General features: G+C 40.5%; 16 protein-coding genes and 2 pseudogenes. 11 read left to right on the top strand and 7 right to left on the bottom strand.

What is annotated here, in order from left to right; genetic code table 11:
* Positions 1 to 28: 28 nt before the first annotated feature.
* The gene (locus I5515_RS04385) at positions 29 to 2,500 is read right to left on the bottom strand and encodes a heavy metal translocating P-type ATPase (protein ID WP_199964937.1); all 2,472 of its coding nucleotides are present in this window, start codon (positions 2,498 to 2,500) and stop codon (positions 29 to 31) included.
* 166 nt (positions 2,501 to 2,666) lie between these two features.
* Between I5515_RS04385 and I5515_RS04380 the strand changes: the two genes are divergently transcribed.
* Entirely contained in the window at positions 2,667 to 2,867 is a 201-nt protein-coding gene (locus I5515_RS04380) for a heavy-metal-associated domain-containing protein (protein WP_077162564.1), read from the top strand.
* 52 nt (positions 2,868 to 2,919) lie between these two features.
* Here the strand turns inward: I5515_RS04380 and I5515_RS04375 are convergent, their stop codons facing one another.
* Positions 2,920 to 3,879, bottom strand: coding sequence for a LysR family transcriptional regulator (locus tag I5515_RS04375; protein ID WP_003652630.1), 960 nt, complete (start codon positions 3,877 to 3,879; stop codon positions 2,920 to 2,922).
* Positions 3,880 to 3,923: 44 nt separating this feature from the next.
* Positions 3,924 to 4,053: pseudogene (locus tag I5515_RS04370) on the bottom strand (hypothetical protein).
* A gap of 106 nt (positions 4,054 to 4,159) precedes the next feature.
* Here I5515_RS04370 and benA point away from each other — a divergent pair.
* The 7 genes and pseudogenes from benA to I5515_RS04335 all read left to right on the top strand — a co-directional run bounded on the left by benA (position 4,160) and on the right by I5515_RS04335 (position 12,332).
* Positions 4,160 to 5,542: a benzoate 1,2-dioxygenase large subunit gene (gene benA, locus I5515_RS04365; RefSeq protein WP_199964936.1), complete on the top strand. Its 1,383-nt coding sequence runs from the start codon at positions 4,160 to 4,162 to the stop codon at positions 5,540 to 5,542.
* Positions 5,539 to 6,058, top strand: a pseudogene (benB, locus tag I5515_RS04360) (benzoate 1,2-dioxygenase small subunit). Before benA ends, benB begins: the two are co-directional and overlap by 4 nt.
* Positions 6,059 to 6,110: 52 nt before the next feature.
* Positions 6,111 to 7,127 (top strand): benzoate 1,2-dioxygenase electron transfer component BenC, encoded by a 1,017-nt coding sequence (gene benC, locus I5515_RS04355; RefSeq protein WP_199964934.1) that lies wholly within the window; start codon positions 6,111 to 6,113, stop codon positions 7,125 to 7,127.
* Between the two features lie 21 nt (positions 7,128 to 7,148).
* Complete coding sequence (locus I5515_RS04350; protein ID WP_199964933.1) at positions 7,149 to 7,934, top strand: 1,6-dihydroxycyclohexa-2,4-diene-1-carboxylate dehydrogenase; 786 nt, start codon at positions 7,149 to 7,151, stop codon at positions 7,932 to 7,934.
* Between the two features lie 59 nt (positions 7,935 to 7,993).
* Positions 7,994 to 9,187, top strand: coding sequence for a benzoate/H(+) symporter BenE (gene benE, locus I5515_RS04345; protein WP_199964932.1), 1,194 nt, complete (start codon positions 7,994 to 7,996; stop codon positions 9,185 to 9,187).
* 478 nt (positions 9,188 to 9,665) lie between these two features.
* A complete protein-coding gene (locus I5515_RS04340; RefSeq protein ID WP_199964931.1) occupies positions 9,666 to 11,024 on the top strand; it encodes an aromatic acid/H+ symport family MFS transporter in 1,359 nt (452 codons plus the stop codon).
* A gap of 45 nt (positions 11,025 to 11,069) precedes the next feature.
* The gene (locus I5515_RS04335; protein WP_199964930.1) at positions 11,070 to 12,332 is read left to right on the top strand and encodes an OprD family outer membrane porin; all 1,263 of its coding nucleotides are present in this window, start codon (positions 11,070 to 11,072) and stop codon (positions 12,330 to 12,332) included.
* 105 nt (positions 12,333 to 12,437) lie between these two features.
* Here I5515_RS04335 and I5515_RS04330 read toward each other — a convergent pair whose 3' ends face one another.
* Both I5515_RS04330 and hrpA read right to left on the bottom strand, forming a co-directional pair.
* Positions 12,438 to 13,544: a beta-ketoacyl-ACP synthase III gene (locus I5515_RS04330; protein ID WP_199964929.1), complete on the bottom strand. Its 1,107-nt coding sequence runs from the start codon at positions 13,542 to 13,544 to the stop codon at positions 12,438 to 12,440.
* Positions 13,545 to 13,639: 95 nt separating this feature from the next.
* On the bottom strand, positions 13,640 to 17,497 hold the full coding sequence (gene hrpA, locus I5515_RS04325; protein WP_199964928.1) for an ATP-dependent RNA helicase HrpA: 3,858 nt from the start codon (positions 17,495 to 17,497) through the stop codon (positions 13,640 to 13,642).
* Between the two features lie 352 nt (positions 17,498 to 17,849).
* Here hrpA and ahpC point away from each other — a divergent pair, with 352 nt between their 5' ends.
* Both ahpC and I5515_RS04315 read left to right on the top strand, forming a co-directional pair.
* Positions 17,850 to 18,413 (top strand): alkyl hydroperoxide reductase subunit C, encoded by a 564-nt coding sequence (ahpC, locus tag I5515_RS04320; protein WP_016138759.1) that lies wholly within the window; start codon positions 17,850 to 17,852, stop codon positions 18,411 to 18,413.
* Between the two features lie 188 nt (positions 18,414 to 18,601).
* Positions 18,602 to 18,817, top strand: a complete 216-nt coding sequence (locus tag I5515_RS04315) for a KTSC domain-containing protein (protein ID WP_199964927.1) — start codon at positions 18,602 to 18,604, stop codon at positions 18,815 to 18,817.
* 62 nt (positions 18,818 to 18,879) lie between these two features.
* On the opposite strand, the gene I5515_RS04310 is transcribed toward I5515_RS04315, so the two are convergent.
* The gene (locus tag I5515_RS04310) at positions 18,880 to 19,467 is read right to left on the bottom strand and encodes an O-methyltransferase (protein ID WP_199964926.1); all 588 of its coding nucleotides are present in this window, start codon (positions 19,465 to 19,467) and stop codon (positions 18,880 to 18,882) included.
* Between the two features lie 43 nt (positions 19,468 to 19,510).
* Positions 19,511 to 19,729 carry a DUF1653 domain-containing protein gene (locus tag I5515_RS04305; RefSeq protein WP_003652655.1) on the bottom strand — a complete coding sequence of 73 codons (219 nt, stop codon included), beginning with the start codon at positions 19,727 to 19,729 and terminating at the stop codon, positions 19,511 to 19,513.
* A 268-nt stretch (positions 19,730 to 19,997) separates the two neighbouring features.
* Between I5515_RS04305 and ahpF the strand changes: the two genes are divergently transcribed.
* Positions 19,998 to 21,563: an alkyl hydroperoxide reductase subunit F gene (gene ahpF / locus I5515_RS04300; RefSeq protein ID WP_199964925.1), complete on the top strand. Its 1,566-nt coding sequence runs from the start codon at positions 19,998 to 20,000 to the stop codon at positions 21,561 to 21,563.
* The last annotated feature ends 134 nt before the right edge of the window (positions 21,564 to 21,697 follow it).

Below are 21,697 nucleotides of genomic sequence, written 5' to 3'. Positions count from 1 at the left end.
TTAAACCAAAATATGATTTTCAGCACGCTTACTGCACGGGTGCATGAAAGCGTTTTAAACGTAGCGCATTCCCTAAAACAAAGACCGAAGAAAGCGCCATCGCACCCGCTGCAAACATAGGTGAAAGTAACACACCAAATGCTGGATATAAGGCACCTGCTGCAATTGGAATAAGTGCAATGTTATAGACAAATGCCCAAAATAGGTTTTGGCGTATGTTTCGCATAGTGGCTTTACTTAGCGCAATTGCATTAGGTACGCCTTTTAAACTACCTGACATAAGCACGACATCGGCAGCTTCAATCGCGACATCTGTGCCTGTACCAATCGCTAAACCAACATCTGCTTGTGCCAAGGCCGGCGCATCGTTAATGCCATCACCAACAAAGGCCAATCGACCATATTGTTTTTGCAGTTGGCGAACTGTGTCCACTTTGCCTTCGGGTAAAACCTCTGCCACAACCTCATCGATGTTAAGTTTTTTGGCAATCGCTTGAGCTGTATGACGGTTGTCGCCCGTAATCATGGCAACTTTTAAACCTAACTGATGCAAGGCATCAATCGCAGCATAGGTTGTTTCTTTAATTGGGTCTGCAACGGCAATAATCGCGGCAAGTTGTTGATCAATGGCAACATACAGCGGTGTTTTACCTTCTTCACCTAATTGGGCTGCAATCGCTTGGAATGAGCTAATGTCTAAACCAAGTTGGTGCATATAACGATCTGCGCCAATTTGTACTTTTTGGCCTGATACTTCAGCTTCAATACCTGAACCTGTAATCGAGTTAAATGCTGTTACTGGTAATAAGCTTAGACCCTCAGCTTGTGCGGCTTGAACAATAGCGAGTGCAATTGGGTGTTCTGACTTGGCTTCGACAGAAGCAACTAACATAAGCACTTGCTGACGTTCAAAACCCTGTTGCACATTAAAGTCTGTTAATGTCGGCTTGCCTTCTGTGAGCGTTCCCGTTTTATCAACAGCAACCACCTGCGCTTCTTGTAAAAGCTGCAATGCCTCACCTTTACGAAACAAGACACCTAACTCAGCACCACGCCCAGTACCGACCATAATAGATGTTGGTGTTGCAAGTCCCATCGCACAAGGACACGCAATAATTAGTACTGCAACGGCATTCACTAAACCAAAAGTAAGCGCAGGTTCTGGCCCAAAAATAAACCAAACCATGAATGTTATTGCCGCAATTAACATGACAGCAGGTACAAACCACATGGTGACTTTATCGACCAAACCCTGAATCGGAAGTTTAGAACCTTGGGCCTGCTCAACCATTCGGATAATTTGTGAGAGTACAGATGAAGCGCCAACGGCAGTTGCCCGTATGTTTAGTGTTCCGTTCTGATTAACCGTGCCACCCACAACTTGGTGCCCCACTATTTTTTCAACAGGTACAGGCTCACCCGTAATCATGGATTCATCTATGTAGCTATGCCCTTCAACCACTTCACCATCTACAGGCACACGTTCACCCGGACGAATTTCGACAATACTTCCACTAACCACTTCTGCAACGGCAACTTCAACCACTTGACCGTCACGCTGAATACGGGCAGTTTTCGGTTGCATGCCAACCAAATGTTGAATAGCTTGAGAGGTACGGCCTTTGGCTTTTGCTTCAAAATATCGCCCGAGCAAAATTAAACTGACAATTACAGCAGCCGCTTCAAAGTAAACATTGACTGTGCCTTGCGGTAAGACTTGCGGCATAAAGGTTGCCACGACCGAGAAGCTATAGGCAGCCAAGGTTCCAACAGCAACCAACGAGTTCATATCTGGTGCTAAACGCCATAAGGCAGGAATACCCTTTTGGTAAAAACGGCGACCAGGGAAAACGAGTACCAATGTTGTCAAAACAAACTGTAAAAGCCAGCTATTGTATTGACCAATCGTGTGCATGACCCACATATGAAAAGCTGGAATGAGATGTGAACCCATTTCCAAAATAAACACAGGTAAAGCCAATACAATCGAAATAATCAAATCTCTTTTGAGCTGATCTAACTCTGACGCTTTTTTATCGAGTTGCTCATCTTGATTTTTTTCAGAGGCTTTTGCATCGTAACCTGCTTTTTTAACAGCACGAATGAGGTCTTCAACATTTACTGAGGGATTTGCTTGAACCCAAGCCTGCTCTGTTGCTAAGTTGACAGTTGCCTCTTGAACGCCTTCCACTTTTTTAAGGGCTTTTTCAACACGTGCAACACAAGAGGCACAGGTCATGCCTTCAATAGACAACTCCACAGGTGCAGCTTTTGGAACATCATAACCCGCACGTTCAACTGCTTTGACGAGTGCTTCGCGCTGAATTGGCTGGTTTGAATATACAACGGCTTTTTCTGTTGCCAAATTAACATTGGCAATCTCTACATTTTCAACTTTTTTGAGTGCCTTTTCGACACGCCCGACACATGAAGCACAGGTCATACCTTCAATTGGAAGTGTTTCACTATATGCTGGCAATTTTGTGTTTTTTGAGTCCATCAAACACCTCTGCAAATCTGCAAAATTTAATATTCTGTATTGAGCATACAGATTCCCATCATGGGAAGGTCAAGCATATTTTTTTAAAAATTTGGGCTTGACCTTACAATCATGACAAGGTTTAGACTCATGGTTATCCAAACAAACATCTCATTCTTGATGGAGTATGAACATGAAACTACTTATTGAAAATATGACTTGTGGTGGCTGCGCTCGTGGCGTGACTGCGACGATTCAAGATATCGACCCAAATGCAAAAGTAGATGTAGATTTAGCGACAAAAATCGTGACTGTTGAAAGCAGTGAAAGCGTCGATAAAATTACTGAAGCGCTTGAAGAAGATGGTTTCCCAGCTCAAGTGCAATAAAATATAAATACTCCGCATAGCTTCTACGTTTGAGGCTATGCAATTACTTTATTTAAAAATCGATACCATTTGAATCATCTATCGGGTTTTGATCAAGTGTAAAAACAGTCCGTTGATAAGGTATACCTTCAAGATCATAAACCTGATAAATACAATCAAATAAAAGCTGTAAGTCTTCACTTCGATCCATTGCGCGTGCCGTAATGAAAATCGGGCTGACCGCGCCGTTATCTAAAATCGGAATGTAGTTTAAATGAGGAAAACGAATGGTATCGGCACTGGCAGGAATAATACACAAACCTTCACCCGCTGCCACCAAGCCCAAAGCCAATTGAATTTCCCGTATTTCATGCATATTTTTTGGAACCAAACTATGCTCGGCAAAAATGTTCAAAAGCTGGGTCGAAAAATTAGGCTTTGGCGAAGTGGGATACATAAACATCTTTTCATCAATAAGATCGGCGAGATATACCCCTTCCGTACGCTGAGCAATTGGGTGGCTGGTATGTGCAGCAACCACCAGTCGTTCTTTACGCAGCAGAATACGTCTCACCGCAGGGTCACTAATTCTTAAACGTCCAAATCCAACATCAATACGGCCTTCTTTTAATGCCTGTAGTTGCTCAGTTGTACTTAACTCCATCAGTTGAATATTCAAATGGGGTTGCTGTTGCCTAAATAAATAAATGATTCGAGGCAGTAAACCATAGAGTAAAGACCCAACAAAACCGATGGTCACACTACGTTCAATGAGACCAATCCGCTTGGTCATACTTTTTATTTCTTCAGCATTCGACAAAAGTTTAAGAGCGTGCTGATAAAAGAAATGTCCTGCTGGGGTTGTCTGTAAAGGACGGCTTCCACGCTCAAACAGTTGAATTCCAAGCTCACTTTCCAAATTTTGGATCTGCCGACTCAAAGGTGGTTGAGCAATAAATAGTTTTTCAGCCGCTTTTGTAAAGCTCTGTTCTTCAACAACAGCCACAAAATACCGTAAATGTCTTAATTCCATAAGGCTTCCATACCTTTAAGATATAAAAAAATGCAAATTCAGTCTTAGACACAGTTTAACCATTCTTTTAAGGTATATACAAGCAACAAACCGATGAAGTGATGAATTGCTTTGTGAAAAAGCCTTCTTGCCAATCTGCCAGTGATTCATCTTCATCAATTCACGGTTAAACACCCAGCGCGCTCATGCGCTTCATTGACAATATTAGGATATCAAGACCTTGTAGATCGTAGCTAAGGCCTTGGTGACTTCCACACTTTTGGAAAGTCGGAGAACGGACATGCCACGTATTCCTGTAATCAATACTAGCCATCTTGACCGTATTGATGAATTACTTGTAGATAATATCGATACAGGTGAATTTAAACTTCATCGCTCAGTGTTTACTGACGAAGCCCTATTTGACCTTGAAATGAAATACATCTTCGAAGGTAATTGGGTTTACTTAGCACACGAAAGCCAAATTCCAAATAATAATGACTACTACACCACTCACATTGGTCGTCAGCCAGTCATTATTGCCCGCAACCGTAACGGCGAATTGAATGCCATGATCAATGCGTGTTCACACCGCGGAGCACAACTTTGCCGTCACAAGCGCGGTAACAAAGCAACCTATACATGCCCTTTCCACGGTTGGACTTTTAACAACTCTGGTAAATTACTCAAAGTTAAAGATCCAAGCGAAGCGGGTTATTCAGACTGCTTTAACCAAGAAGGCTCACACGACCTTAAAAAAGTGGCTCGTTTTGAGAGCTACAAAGGCTTCTTGTTTGGTAGCTTAAATCCAGATGTTCCTTCACTTGAAGAATTCTTAGGTGAAACCAGTAAAATCATCGATATGATTGTTGACCAGTCTGAACATGGCCTTGAAGTTTTACGCGGTTCATCTACCTACACTTACGAAGGTAACTGGAAGCTTACTGCTGAAAATGGTGCCGATGGCTACCACGTGTCTGCTGTGCACTGGAACTACGCTGCAACCACTCAACACCGTAAAGAAACTCAAGCAGCGGATAACATTCGTGCCATGAGCGCAGGTGCTTGGGGTAAACAAGGTGGCGGTTCTTATGGCTTTGAAAATGGCCACATGTTGCTCTGGACACAATGGGCAAATCCTGAAGACCGTCCAAACTTCCCGAAAGCAGACGAATACACCGAAAAATACGGTGAAGCGATGTCGAAATGGATGATTGAGCGTTCACGTAACTTGTGCCTCTATCCAAACGTTTATTTGATGGATCAGTTCGGTTCGCAAATTCGTGTACTTCGCCCACTTTCTGTCAATAGAACCGAAGTCACCATTTACTGTATCGCACCTAAAGGCGAAGCACCTGAAGCTCGTGCACGTCGTATCCGTCAATATGAAGATTTCTTCAATGCCTCAGGTATGGCAACACCAGACGATTTAGAAGAATTCCGTGCTTGTCAGGCAGGCTACGCAGGTATTGCCCTTGAGTGGAATGACATGTGCCGCGGTTCTAAACACTGGATTTATGGACCAGACGATGCAGCAAACGAAATTGGTTTAAAACCAATGCTAAGTGGTGTCAAAACTGAAGATGAAGGTCTTTATCTTGCCCAACATCAATATTGGTTACACACCATGAAACATGCGATTGCCGCAGAGAAAGAAATTGCTGATCAGGGAGAAACAGCATGAGCACTCAAGACAAAGCAACTTTAGAAAATATTGCTCAGTTTCTCTATCGTGAAGCTCGCTTTTTAGATGATGAGCAATGGGATGACTGGCTTGAATGCTATGCACAGGAAGCTTCTTTCTGGATGCCAGCTTGGGATGACGACGATAGATTAACTGAAGACCCACAATCTGAAATTTCACTTATTTATTACCCAGACCGTCAAGGTTTAGAAGATCGCGTGTTCCGTATTAAAACCGAGCGCTCGTCTGCAACCATGCCGGACACACGTACAAGCCACAATATTGCCAACGTTGAAGTTCTCGAACGCGACGGAGACACAGTCACTGTGCGCTTTAACTGGAATACTTTGAGTTTCCGTTACAAGACAAATTACAGCTATTTCGGTATGTCACGTTATGTGATCGATTTTTCAGGTGATCAACCAAAAATCTTGAGTAAATATGTCGTTTTAAAAAATGACTACATCAATCAGGTTATTGATATTTACCACCTTTAAGACATACCCCCTCAATTAAACGGATGGTTGGCTGAGGGTAAAAGTTTCAAATATTTTGTAGGATACATGCCATGTCAAACCACAATGTTGCACTTCAATTTGAAGATGGTGTTACACGTTTCATTAACGTAGCTCAGGGCGAAACCCTATCTGACGCAGCCTATCGCCAAAAAATTAATATTCCTTTGGATTGCCGTGATGGTGCATGTGGAACTTGCCGCGCATTTTGCGAGTCTGGTCGTTATGACATGCCAGAAGAAAACTATATTGAAGATGCCTTAACACCTGAAGAAGCTGAGCAAGGCTATATTCTTGCTTGCCAATGTCGCCCAACTTCAGATGCCGTATTCCAGATTCAAGCATCGTCAGATGTTTGCAAAACTGCAATTCATAGCTTCCAAGGCACATTAGCCCGCGTTGAAAACTTATCAGACTCAACTATTACTTTTGATATTCAACTTGATGAAGGCCAACCGGATATTCATTTCCTTGCAGGCCAATATGTGAATGTTGCCATTCCTGAAACTGGCGAAACACGTTCATACTCATTTAGCTCAAAACCAGGTAACCGTTTAACGGGCTTTGTGGTACGTAACGTACCGAATGGCAAAATGAGTGAGTTCTTAAGCAAGAATGCTCAAGCTGGCGACAAAATGACATTTACCGGCCCATTCGGTAGCTTCTATTTGCGTAATGTAGCACGTCCAGTACTGATGCTCGCAGGTGGTACTGGTATTGCGCCATTTATGTCAATGTTACAAGTGCTTGAAGAAAAAGGTTCTGAACAACCCGTTCGTTTAGTTTTTGGCGTAACCAATGATTTTGACTTAGTTGCCTTAAACAAACTTAATGAATTGCAAGCAAAATTCCCATGGTTTGAATATCGAACTGTTGTTGCAAGCCCTGAGAGTCACCATGAACGCAAAGGCTATGTTACTGGTCATATTGAAAGTGAATGGTTAAACGGTGGCGATGTCGATGTTTATCTATGTGGCCCAGTGCCAATGGTAGAAGCTGTTCGTGGCTGGTTAGAAACTGAAAATATCAAACCTGCTAGCTTCCTGTTTGAAAAATTCTCTGCGAATTAACTTAGGGTGGAGAAGTTATCTATGTCAAACCGTCAAAGATTTACCGATAAAGTCGTGATTGTTACAGGTAGTGCTCAAGGCATTGGTCGTGGCGTGGCAATGCAAGTCGCGGCTGAGGGCGGAAAAGTCATCATGGCTGACCGCTCCGAATATGTTGAAGAAGTTCTTAAAGAAATTCAGAGTCTAGGTGGCGATGCTGTCACGATTAATGCTGACCTTGAAACCTATGCAGGTGCCCAAGCGGTTGTTGCAAAAGCCATTGAACATTATGGTCGGGTAGATATCCTGATTAATAATGTAGGTGGCGCGATCTGGATGAAACCTTTTGAGGAGTTTTCCGAAGAAGAGATCATTAAGGAAGTAAATCGCTCATTGTTTCCAACATTATGGTGCTGCCGCGCCGTGTTACCCGCTATGATTAAGCAACAATCGGGGGTTATTGTAAATGTATCTTCAATTGCAACCCGCGGTATTAATCGTATTCCCTACTCTGCCTCTAAAGGTGGTGTAAATGCTCTGACAGCATCTCTCGCTTTTGAACATGCTAAAGATGGGATTCGTGTGAATGCCGTTGCGACTGGTGGAACCGAAGCACCGCCCCGAAAAGTACCACGTAATGCCGCCCCATTAAGTCAAAATGAAAAAGACTGGATGCAGCAAGTGGTTGATCAAACTATAGATCGAACATTTATGGGTCGTTATGGCACAATTGGAGAACAAGTGAATGCAATTTTATTTCTTGCATCAGATGATGCCTCTTACATGACTGGCTCAGTAATTTCAGTCGGAGGTGGAGATCAGGGTTAAGCCCTGATCTTTTTATATGCTTGGGTAAATAAAATGATTTGCATGGAGGCAATCAAACAATGGCAAACCTGTTAAAAACATTAAAAAATGATTGGTCCATATCAGCCACTGTTGCTGGCTTTCTTGCTGTTTTAATTTCTTACTCTGGTCCACTCATTATTTTCTTTCAAGCTGCTCAGCGTGCCCATGTTTCAACCGACATGATGGTTTCATGGATTTGGGGAATTTCAATTGGTGCCGCCATTTCAGGTATTTATCTTTCAATTAAATATAAAACTCCTGTCATTACTGCATGGTCTGCACCGGGCACTGCTCTATTAGTTACGCTATTTCCGCATATTTCATTGAATGAAGCAGTAGCTGCTTATATTACTTCCGCTGTTGTTATTTTTTTAATTGGCGTGACTGGTTACTTCGACAAATTACTCAAGTGGATTCCGCAAGACGTCGCTGCGGGCATGATGGCGGGTATTCTTTTTCAATTTGGTATTGGCCTATTTACAGCAGCTGATAGCATGCCTTTTATTGTCTTTAGCATGCTTCTTGTCTTTTTAATTGCTAAACGTTTAATGCCCCGCTACACCATGATTTGGGTATTAGGTGCCGGAGTTTTATTAAGTCTCATTTTAGGCAAAATGAATCCGGTTGATGTGAGTTTCAGTTTAGCTATCCCGCAGTGGATTAGTCCAGAATGGACGTGGAATTCAACGCTCAACCTTGCTCTACCTCTCATTTTAGTCAGCCTAACTGGTCAATTTTTACCGGGCATGGCGATTATGAAACTCAGCGGTTATGACACACCAGCCAAACCAATTATTAGTGTTACCAGCATTGCCTCTTTAGCAGTTGCTTGCGTAGGAGGTATTACCATTGTGCTCGCCTCAATTACCGCTGCTTTATGCATGGGCAAAGATGCACATGAACTCAAAGAAAAGCGTTATATCGCAGGCATCGCCAATGGAATTTTTTATATTTTAGGAGGTCTATTTGCTGGCAGTATTGTCATGCTATTTAGCTTACTTCCTAAAGAGTTGGTTGCAGCACTAGCAGGTTTAGCCTTGCTTGGAGCAATTGCCACCAATATTTCTGTTGCCATGAGAAATGAGAGTCAACGTGATGCCGCACTTATTACCTTTTTAGCCACGGCATCTGGCATGCATTTTCTCGGGTTAAGTTCGGTCTTTTGGGGTATTTGTATTGGTGTTATCGCGCATTTCATTCTTACACCACGATCAACTCTAGCTACTCATTAAGTTCTTATCTAAGTAACCCAACCCAAATAAAGCCTCAATAGCCAGATCAGGAAGTAAATAATTTACTAAACCTGATTTGGCTTTTTTATATTTATGATCAATTAAATTTTATTTTTCACAGTTCATTTCTAAAACAATTAAATAATAGCCTTAAGTCCTTAACCTTAATATTTACCACTTAATTAATAATATAAAATTATCCATATTTTCGTCTGTGATTTTCACCAGATAAATTAAGAATAAAATAGAAATAAAAACCTTAAAATTCTCACCATATAATATTCAACTCCATTTTAATTAAACAGTAAAACAATCCAAACCACCAAAAATAAACATATATTTTTCAAATAATTAAATTATAAAAAACACAATACCTTAAAGACATAAAGATATATCAATTAGGTTTTTGACTCTAATCCAATAACAAAATAGTTTATTAAAAAATAACGCGATACTTCACAAATTGGAGGTGAAGAAAATGGATGCTAGCAAGGTTAATATTAATGAGCTAATTGACAAGGCCAGTTTTACATCTTTTCATTGGAAAGTTTTAATCTGGTGTTTAATTATTATTATTTTTGATGGATATGATTTGGTCATTTATGGGGTTGCACTTCCTTTACTAATGCAACAATGGTCATTAACGGCTGTTGAAGCAGGTCTGCTGGCAAGTGCTGCTTTATTTGGCATGATGTTTGGTGCCATGATTTTCGGCACACTATCAGATAAATTAGGGCGTAAAAAAACGATCCTGATTTGTGTCACTTTATTTAGCGGATTTACCTTTATTGGAGCCTTTGCTAAAGGACCAACCGAGTTTGCCATTCTGCGCTTTATTGCTGGCCTTGGTATTGGTGGTGTGATGCCAAACGTGGTCGCTCTTATGACCGAATATGCACCCAAAAAAATCCGCAGTACATTGGTGGCAATCATGTTTAGCGGTTACGCGATTGGTGGCATGACATCTGCACTACTCGGTGCATGGCTCGTGAAAGATATGGGCTGGCAAATCATGTTTTTAATTGCGGGTGTTCCACTTTTACTACTGCCAATCATCTGGAAATTCTTACCTGAGTCTCTCACCTTTTTAGTGAAATCTAATCATGACGAACAGGCAAAAAGTATTGTTTGTAAAATTGCACCTCAAACTCAGGTCAATGCCAATACCCAACTGGTGTTAAACGAAAGCACTACAACCGATGCACCTGTTCGTGCACTTTTCCAACAAGGCCGTACCTTCAGCACATTTATGTTCTGGATTGCCTTCTTTATGTGTTTACTCATGGTGTATGCCTTAGGTAGCTGGTTACCTAAACTCATGCTACAAGCTGGCTATTCTTTGGGTGCAAGTATGTTGTTCCTATTTGCACTTAATATCGGTGGTATGGTCGGTGCAATTGGTGGCGGTGCTTTAGCAGATAGATTCCATTTAAAACCCGTCGTTACCATTATGTTTATTGTGGGATCAGCAGCTTTAATTTTGCTTGGCATTAATAGTCCACAATTTATTTTATATAGTCTGATTGCGATTGCTGGCGCTGCAACAATTGGCTCGCAAATTTTACTCTACACGTTTGTTGCACAGTTCTATCCGACCGCACTTCGCTCAACTGGCATGGGCTGGGCATCAGGAATTGGCCGTATTGGTGCAATTATCGGCCCAGTTTTAACTGGAGCCCTACTCACATTTGAGCTTCCACACCAAATGAATTTTTTAGCAATTGCGATCCCAGGTGTGATTGCTGCACTTGCAATATTTATGGTCAATCTAAAGGCTTCTGTTACTGCACAGACGCCATCAGCTTTTACCCCTCAAAACACGCTTACTCAGCAGTAAACATCAATGCGCCGAGGACTGGCGCATCTTTTTTGGAAATGGATTATGGAATTATTACACCGCTTTAAACCATGTAATTTAGCAATAGCAACATTATTAGGTTTATTGACTAGCTCAAGCTTATGGGCAGCAGATACAGCGCAACAAAGCGAAGATGAATGGAAATTCACTTTAAAAAATGCCTATATCAACCGTGATTTTGACAACGATGCACTCAAAGATACAGGTAGTTGGTCTCAAGCAGCATCTTTATTTTATAAATCAAAAATGCATGACACCCCGCTGCAAATTGCGGACAAACCCATTACGATTGGTGCAGATGCTTCTGTTCAGTACGCCGTTCGCTTGAGTTCAGACAAACATGTAGCCGATACGGTATTGCCTTTTAATAAAGAAACTCAATCTCAAGCATCGGACTTTTTAAAATACGGCGCAACTTTAAAACTGGGTTATGACAAAACTCTTTTGAGTGTGGGTGAACTCTGGTTAGACCTGCCAGTAACGGCTGTCGATGCTAGTCGACAATTACTTGCCTCTTATTGGGGAACCAATCTTAAATCACAACTTTCAGGTCAGCTCTATGCAGAAATTGGTCGCGTTGCAAAAGTGTCTCCACGAAATGAAGAAGACTTTAAAAAGTTTTCATTTACTGCAAATGGAGTCACCAAAGAATCCGACGGATTAAACTATATTGACCTGCGCTATCAATTTACGCCGTCACTCAAGGGCGAATATTACTTTGGTAATTTAGAAGACCTCTACAACAAGCACTACGTAGGGCTTGAACATAACTGGAAACAACCAACTTTTGCCCTCACCTCTAAGTTTAAATACTTCAATGCAAAAAATGACGGTAATACTTTTGATATTGATGCGCAAAACATTGGTGTGTTGGAAATGCTTAAAGTGAAAAACCATACTTTTGGTATAGGTTACCAACAGATTATCGGTGAATCGGCCTACCCACTACCCGATGGTTTTTTACCAGAAACATATTTCATTAACTGGAATGCCACTGGATTCTTTAAAAAAGACGAGAAGTCTTACCATGTCATGTACGGATACGATTTTAAAGACTATGTACCGGGCTTAAATGCGATGGTGAAATATGTGTATGGCGATGACTTTAAATCAGCCAATGGTGAAAAAAACCATGAAACTGAGTCTAATGTGATTGTTAACTATGCATTTCAGCAACCGTTCTTAAAGGGTGTTGCCCTGCAATATATTCGTATTGATTACAACGTTAAACATGGCAATGATTTTGGTGAAGACCGTCTATTTGTGAATTACACCAAAAAGTTTTAAGAGCTTTTAAGTCACTCAATCCAAGCGGGCCACTTTTGGCCCGTTCTTTACATTATTTTCCCATAAAAAAACGCTCTTACGAGCGTTTTGAATCAAACGTATAAATTAAGCAACATGCTTTTGTACAACAATCGAGCCTACTGAATAACCAGCACCGAAAGACGAAATCACGCCATATTCGCCATCATTCACTTCATGGCCTGTACGGTGTAAAGCAATAATCACACCTGCTGAAGAAGTATTGGCAAACTCATCTAGAATAATTGGCGCACGGCTTAAATCTGCCTCTTTACCAGCCACATATTTCAAGATTAATTCATTCATGTTGGCATTAGCTTGGTGTAACCAGAAACGCTTAATGTCGTTTGCAGTTAACTGCATTTTTTCCAACTGTGCATTAATGATTTTTGCCACCAATGGACAAACATCTTTAAATACTTTGCGGCCATCTTGACGGAATAACTTGTCGTCAACTACAGCATCTTCACTACGGTTTAAGAAACCGAAGTTATTACGAATGTTGTTTGAAAATTGAGTAAATAAATGAATATCTAAGATTTCAAAACCAGTTTTAGTAGTCGTTTCTTCAATAATAGAAGCTGTTGCAACATCGCCAAAAATGAAGTGGCAATCACGGTTACGGTAGTCTAGGTGACCAGATGTAATCTCAACATTTACTAATAAAACACGGCGAGCGCCTGAACGAATTGCATCTGCCGCTTGTTTCAAACCAAAAGTAGCAGCAGAACATGCAACATTCATGTCATATGCATAACCTTGAATGCCCAGTGCCGATTGAATTTCAATCGCTACAGCCGGATAAGCACGCTGCATGTTTGAACATGCCAAGATTACGACATCAATATCTTCAGCAGTCACACCTGCATTTTCCATTGCTTGTTTAGCAGCGATAACGCCCCACTCTGCTTGAAGTGAAAGTTCGTCATTTGAACGTTCAGACAAACGAGGACGTAAACGATTTGGATCAAGAATACCTGATTTTTCAATTACGTAACGGCGCTTAATACCAGAAGCTTTTTCAATAAATTCAGCACTTGAACCACGTAACTCTTCTAGTTCACCTGCTGCGATTTTCTCTGCATTCTCTTGGTTATATTGTTCCACATAAGCATTTAAACTGTCGGCCAGTTCTTCATTAGAAATGATTTCGGTTGGGTGAAATAACCCAGTACCTGTGATACGAATGCCCATGTAAAACTCCTAAAAAAATGAATAGGGTCTGTTAATCTTTCATTTATAAATTGCGTTGTAGGCTAAACAACAGCATAAACAGACCCCGATCTATCTTAACTGATTCCCAAACGATCCCATAACTTTTGCAGTCGAGTTGGCGAAATAGGCATCTTGGTTTTCATCGGTTGAGAAAATAAAGAAATGCGGAACTCTTCCAACATCAAATACAATTCTTTGATTTTTGGATCGTTTTTGAATTTAAATACCTTGTCCATCCATGGATCGACATCATCAATAGCGGCATGATCTCGCTGTAGATTATTTGGCAATCGGTCTAAACGCAATAGCAGCGCTTTTAAATATCGTGGATATTCCTGCCAAAGATCGACTGGTTGGCAATAAACAAAATTGCTAAGTGACATTAAATCTAGCTGATCTTCAATATCATCAACGCTACGACCAAATATATCTCGGTCAAGTACTAATAACTGACGGCGAATTTGCTGCCATTGAATATAAATATCACTTAATTGCTCAAGTGCTTGCTGACCATGACTCAAAAATTGTTTTTTGACTTGTTCTAGCAATTTATTAAATTCATCAGCATTAATTGGCAAAGTTGTAATCGCCATCTGTAAAGTTGCATAGACCAGCATCTGCTCAAGTTTAGCTTTATCGCCCAAAGGTGAATATGCTAAAGCAAGTGGTTTTGAAATCTGCTTTTTCAATTGGCGAACCAAGTCACCAAGCTGCATATGGACCAGACGGATAATACCTTCACGATGCTGTTTAATCGCCTCAGCCTGATCGTTAAAAGTCTGAATAACAATGCCTGAGTCATCTTTAGCTTCAATTTCTGCAAAAGCTTTGGTTGGTACTAACGCCTGATATTGTTTTACAACAACGCCCGTTACCTTGTGTGAAGCCTCAAAAGTAAAGTTTGAGGGGAAGTCTTTAAACTCACCTTCTTGCTGTTTAACGGGGCGATGTGTTTCCACTCGGCAACGCGCTTTTAATTCAGGTAAATCACGGCCTTTCGCAATCAACTTACCTTTTTCATCAACAACCTTAATGAAAGGCACCAAATATGGATCAATACGTTCAAACGAGAAATCTTTGTCAGTAATTTGCTCACCACGTAAAGCAAAAGCTAAATAACTAAAAATATGTTCACGTAAATGTACTGCATCAATGCCTTGCATAAGCTTACGGGCGGTATCTGGAATAGGAACCACATTACGGCGCTTGTCTTTAGGTAAAGCTTTGAGTAAAGCCTCAATTAAATCTTGGCGCCAACCGGGAATACCCCAAGACCAGATATTTTCATCAACTTGTGGCAACGCCTGAACAGGAATTTGAACCGTTGCACCGTCTTCGTCATGACTCGGGTCAAAATGATAGCTCGTTGCTAAACGTAGCTGACCATTGTGCAGATGATCTGGAAATTGCTGCGTTGTCGGTCGGTCATTCAGCCAAAGCGCATCATTCTCAATAAATAAATAACGCGGATGATTTGCTTCTACTGTTGCTCGCCAATCTTCAAAACTACGACGGCTCGCGATTTCTTCAGGAATTTTAGATGCATAAAACTGATAAATCGTTTCTTCATCGACCACCAAATCACGGCGACGCAATTTATCTTCAACTCGCTCCACTTCTTCAAGTTTAAGCAAGTTATGCTTTAAAAATGGTGGAATCGTTCCTAAATTACCTGTGGTTAATGCATCGCGTAAGAAGATCTCATGTGCAGCAGGCTGATCAACTTTCTCAAAATTAATTAACCGTTTCGGTTCAATAATTAAACCAAACAAGGAAATTTGCGCATAGGCATTTACGATCCCAGCTTTCTTAGACCAGTGCGGCTCAAAATAGTGATATTTCAATAAATCACGTGCAGCAAGCAAAATCCATTCAGGGTCAATTTTGGCTAAAGTACGTAAGTACACTTGAGAGGTTTCTACCATCTCAAAAGCCATCACCCAAGAGGTATTGGTTTTGTGCAAAGTACTTGCTGGAAAAACTTTTGCCTTTTGCTGACGCACCGCCATAAAGATATTACGCTCATCAGTTTTATTAGCAATGAATGATAATAACCCCGTCAATAATGCCCGATGCAAGTTTTCATAGTTTGCATCTTTTTCATTAAAACTAAGTTTTAAACCTTCTGCCAACTCAACTAACTGTTGATGCGTCTGCTTCCATTCACGTAAACGCAACCAACTTAAAAAATTCTGCTTGGCAAACTGACGTCGTTTATTTTCAGACATCCCTGCTTCACCTTTAGGATTTAAAGTATCCCAGAGTTTTAAATAAAACAGAAAATCTGAATCAGCTTCTTTGAATAATGCATGTTTTTGGTCGGCCTGCATTTGTTTGTCCGCCGGACGCTCACGCGGATCTTGAACCGCTAAAGCACTCACTACAATCAAGATTTCTTTGAGCACGCCAAAATGGGCACCGCCAATAATCATACGAGCGAGTCGTGGGTCAATTGGCATACGTGCCATCATTTGCCCGACTTTGGTCAGTTCATTTTTCTTCTCATTCATTGCCCCTAACTCAATGAGCAACTTACGGCCATCATTTACAAGGCGGAAATCTGGTGGTTCAATAAAATCAAAGTTTTCTAACTCACCTAAACCTAAACTATGCATTTGCAAAATAACAGAAGCTAAGTTGGTTCGTTTGATTTCAGGTTCAGTAAATTCGGGGCGGCTTACGAAGTCTTCTTCGCTATATAAACGAATACAAACACCCGCAGCAATACGACCGCAACGACCTTTTCGCTGATTGGCAGCAGCTTGAGAAATCGCCTCAATCGGTAAACGTTGCACGCGCGAACGGTAGTTATAACGAGAAATACGAGCAAAACCACTATCAATCACATAGCGAATATTTGGAACAGTAAGCGCAGTTTCAGCTACGTTAGTCGCAATAATAATACGACGGCCTTTACCACCCGGACTGAAAATCCTTTGTTGTTCAGAAACAGCTAAGCGCGCGTATAGAGGAAGAATTTCAGTATGTCTAGGACCATACTTTTGCAAGGTTTCCTGCAACTCACGAATTTCTTGTTCTGTGCTTGAGAAAATCAGAATATCGGCATGTTCAGGGTGACCTTTTGCTTCGGCATCGGCAAAACATTCTTCAACCGCTTGTACAACTGCACGCGGTAGATTTTCTTCAAAATCATCAAACTCATCGTCATCACTTCCGCCAATATTCATCTCTGAAATTGGACGATAAAGCACTTCGACCGGATGACTACGCCCTTCAACTTCAAAAATAGGCGCATCATTAAAATAGCTACTAAAACGATTTACATCTAGAGTTGCCGAAGTCACAATGACTTTTAGGTCTGGGCGCTTTGGTAGTAACTGCTTTAAATAACCCATAATGAAGTCAATATTGAGTGAACGCTCATGTGCTTCATCAATAATGATCGTGTCATATTTAGATAAAAAACGGTCATTGCCTAATTCGGCAAGTAAAATACCATCGGTCATTAACCGTACAATCGAGTCTTGCGAACCCTGTTCATTAAACCGGATTTTAAAACCAATCGACTCGCCAAGCTTTTCGCCTACTTCTTCTGCAATACGCTGTGAAACACTACGTGCAGCTAAACGACGTGGCTGTGTATGACCAATCATACCCGTTAAACCACGGCCTGCTAACATTGCAATTTGGGGAAGCTGAGTGGTTTTACCTGAACCTGTTTCACCTGCAACAATAATGACCTGATGCTTTTGAATCGCATCAATTAAACGATCTGCATATTGAGAAACAGGTAAATCTTGATTTAATTTAATTTTAGGTAAACGTTCGAACCGTTGCCGAACTTTGGCATTAGATTGTTCAAATAACTTTTCAATCTCTGCTGTATTGGCTTTTTTGTCTTTACGTAAACGATTTAAACGGTGACGATCTCTTGCCATCACCCACTGATCTACATTTAAACCATTCTGCACAGACAAACTTTCCTGAAAATACAACAATCCGCTATTTTACGCTCTAATGACCTTAAGGTAAAACACTTGGTTTTTTATATATTTTTATTTTTTTAAAATTTTACCCTTGAATTTTGACTGAGTAGGCTTCATGTTGTTAGGCAAGTTTCTTTTACGATAACTGTCATTTGATTTACATGTTTTTGCAGTCAAATCGAATACAGTGTTTGGGGACTTAAAAATCGTAAATTTATCACTTATTCAATTTTCCGATTTTAGTCATGTAAAAATACTATTTCCCCAATAAAGAATTTTTATTTATCCTACATCTCGTAAACAAGTTTAAATATAAACCTCAATCATGGAGACAATGATGAGCTTGATTAATACTGAAGTTAAACCTTTCCAAGCAACTGCTTACCACAACGGCCAATTTGTTGAAGTTAACGAAACTAACCTAAAAGGTAAGTGGTCTGTTGTATTCTTCTATCCAGCTGACTTCACTTTCGTTTGCCCAACTGAACTTGGTGACTTAGCAGACAACTACGCTGAATTCCAAAAACTTGGTGTTGAAATTTATGCTGTATCTACTGATACACACTTCACTCACAAAGCTTGGCACGACACTTCTGAAGAAATCAAAAAAATTCAATATCCATTAGTTGGTGACCCAACTTGGACTCTTTCTAAAAACTTCGACGTTCTTATCGAATCTGAAGGTTTAGCTGACCGTGGTACTTTCGTTATCGATCCAGAAGGTAAAATCCAAATCGTTGAACTCAACGCTGGTGGTATCGGCCGTGATGCTTCTGAACTTCTTCGTAAAGTAAAAGCTGCTCAATACGTGCACTCTCACCCAGGTGAAGTTTGCCCAGCTAAATGGAAAGAAGGCGAAGCAACTCTTGCTCCATCTATCGACCTAGTTGGTAAAATCTAATCTCTCTTAGATTTTAAAAACTTAAAGAACCATCCCTCATCGGATGGTTCTTTTATTTTGAATAAGCACATCACATTTTCTACTGATACTTTTACAATTCTGCCCTTCCCCATTAGATAAAGTTTAAGTAATGTCAAATCAATAACTGGCGTTTGAGCTTTAGTAATATGAAATAAAGGGGAAAATTTATGGCGAATCCAGCGGTCGTCACTTCATGGAAATATAATGCAACATCGCGTCATTTAAAAATTTTTTATAGCGATGGTTCAGGCGAACTTTATCACCCTGTGCCTGAATTTATTTATGACAACTTACTGCGCTCGACAGATAAAGCAGCTTTTGTACACAAATATTTAGAATTCGACTTACATTTTACGCGTTTATGTTTAGTAAATGCTTCTTAAACCAAATAAAAAGGCCTGATTTGAACAGGCCCTTTCTACAACATAAACTCATTTCATCCAATTTATTTTGCGACAACAACACATAAACCTGCACCTACGGGTAAAATGCTGCTCATAAATGTTCCATCTTTCTTAATTAAAGAAAGTAGAGGCTTAACCTCAGCCGCGTGTGAAATGACATTATCAATAATCAATACACCACCTTTTGGCTTGATAATACGTTTTAAATCAGGCCAATAGTTCTCATAGGCATTACGCTCGGCATCTAACAAAATAAAATCAAATGTTTTTTGGTTCTCTTTCAGATAATCCGCTGCATCACCTACCCAGAAATTAACAATCTCGTTCAAGGCTAGTTCAGTTGCATGTCTTTTTGCCTCTGTACTACGGTTTGCATCAATTTCAACAGTAATAACTTGCCCATGAGTAGCTTGAGCGGCTTCTGCTAGCCATAAAGTAGAATAACCGGTCGAAGTACCAATTTCTAAAATTGACTTGGCTTGCTGCATTCGAATAAGTTGCGAAAGTAATTGAGCTGATTCAGCCTCAATATTTCGATAACGCTGTAAGCGATCTGCCTGCTGGGCATCATGTCGTTTAAAGGTGTCATATAAATCTGCAACTTTTTCTAAGAAAACAGTATTCGTCATACATACATCCTTCAAATCGTTATTTTAGATGACAGCCGTTAAATTATGTGCTTTGAATTAATTTAAACCGCGGTACGATACTTCCATCTGCCACTTGAACCGTTTCGGTAAACATATCTAGCGGACGTACCCAAGTTGAATAATCACCATAGAGACACTGATAAACGACTAACTCCTCTTCAGTTTCACTGTGTTTTGCCACAGAAAAAACTTGATAGAGATTACCTTTATAATGCTGATAAATGCCGCGTTGCAATGACATGAAAGTACCTTTTAATGTTATGACATAAAATCTTTACAGCCATATAACATATATAAATTTTTAAATACTTTCACTTTAAAAAATAAAAAAAGAGTAATAAAGAGTGCTTAAAGACAAATTACGCTTTAAGTTATTGATATTGTTTATAAGCTCCACAATCAATTCAAAAAACCGATCAAATCTATAAAAACATACTGTTTCACCTATTTTATGTTTTAACGTACTATGCTTCTATTGAAAGAATTTGGATGCATTGGAGTAAAAACAGATGTTAGATCAAAACATTAAAACTCAATTAAAAGCTTACTTAGAACGTTTAGAAAGTCCAATCGAATTAGTGGCTGCTTTAGATGAATCAGATAAAGCTGCTCAAATTAAAGAACTTGTCACTGAAATTGCCGAACTTTCTGACAAGGTCACTGCGCGTTTTGATGGCAACAATACACGTCGTCCTAGCTTTGGTGTTGCTAAAGCTGGTGAACAACCTCGTGTGTTCTTTGCTGGCTTACCGATGGGCCATGAGTTTACATCTTTGATCTTGGCACTGTTACAAGTCTCTGGCTATGCCCCTAAAGTGTCAAATGAAGTACTTAACCAGATTAAAGGTTTAAACCTCAAAGCCAACTTTGATGTGTTTGTATCGTTAAGCTGTCATAACTGTCCGGATGTGGTACAGGCGCTTAACCTGATTGCAATTTATAACCCAAACACAACTGCAACCATGATTGACGGTTCCTTCTTCCAAGATGAAGTGGAACAACGCAAAATCATGGCCGTACCAATGGTGTTCCAAGACAATGAGCACATTGGTCAAGGTCGTATGACCCTTGAAGAAATTGTGGCAAAACTCGATACTAATTCAGCTGAGAAAGATGCAGCAGCATTGAACGCAAAAGATGCGTTTGATGTATTGGTGATTGGTGGTGGTCCTGCAGGTGCAACAGCAGCAATCTATGCAGCACGTAAAGGCATTAACACAGGTATCGTGGCTGAACGCTTTGGCGGTCAGGTCATGGATACCATGGACATTGAAAACTTCACTTCTGTGCAGAAAACTCAAGGTCCTAAGTTTGCTGCCGAGATGGAAGCCCATGTTCGTGAATATGATGTCGATATCATGAACCTACAACGTGTGAGCAAAATCACAGGTGCAAACCAAACAGCAAATGGTCTGGTCGAAATAGAACTTGAAAACGGTGCAAAACTTGAATCAAAAACTGTGATCCTTTCAACAGGTGCACGTTGGAGAGAAATGAATGTACCGGGTGAGCAAGAATACCGTACCCGTGGTGTCGCGTACTGCCCACACTGTGATGGACCATTGTTCAAAGGCAAACGTGTTGCTGTGATTGGTGGTGGTAACTCAGGTGTAGAAGCTGCAATTGACCTTGCAGGGATTGTTGAGCATGTGACTCTGGTCGAGTTCGATACTAAACTTCGTGCTGACCAAGTGCTGCAAAACAAATTGCATAGTCTGCCAAACACAACTGTGATTATGAATGCTTTAAGTACAGAAGTGTTAGGCGATGGTTCACAAGTGACTGGCCTTAAATATAAAGACCGTGCTACAGATGAAGAGCATGTGGTAGAGCTTGCAGGGATCTTTGTACAGATTGGTTTACTGCCAAACACTGACTTCTTAAAAGACAGTGAAGTTGAGTTAACCAACCGTGGCGAGATCATTGTGAATGATCGCAACGAGACCAATGTTAAAGGTGTATTTGCTGCGGGTGACTGTACAACAGTACCTTACAAGCAAATCATTATTGCCACAGGTGAAGGCGCTAAAGCATCACTCTCTGCGTTTGATTACATCATCCGTTCTGGGCAATAAAAACAGGTCAAATCATTATTATTTAACTCAAGCCTAGCATTACAAAATGCTAGGCTTTTTTAATATAGAAGTTACAACTCTTTAACAATTTTTGATCTTTATTAATCAGTTAGTTTATGTTTATATTTTACACA

Origin of the sequence: Acinetobacter calcoaceticus (assembly GCF_016508255.1) — a bacterium.
In the GTDB taxonomy this organism is placed as follows: domain Bacteria; phylum Pseudomonadota; class Gammaproteobacteria; order Pseudomonadales; family Moraxellaceae; genus Acinetobacter; species Acinetobacter calcoaceticus_E.
The sequence above is the reverse complement of the archived record's forward strand: the minus strand, read 5'-3'. Positions and strand labels throughout refer to the sequence as shown.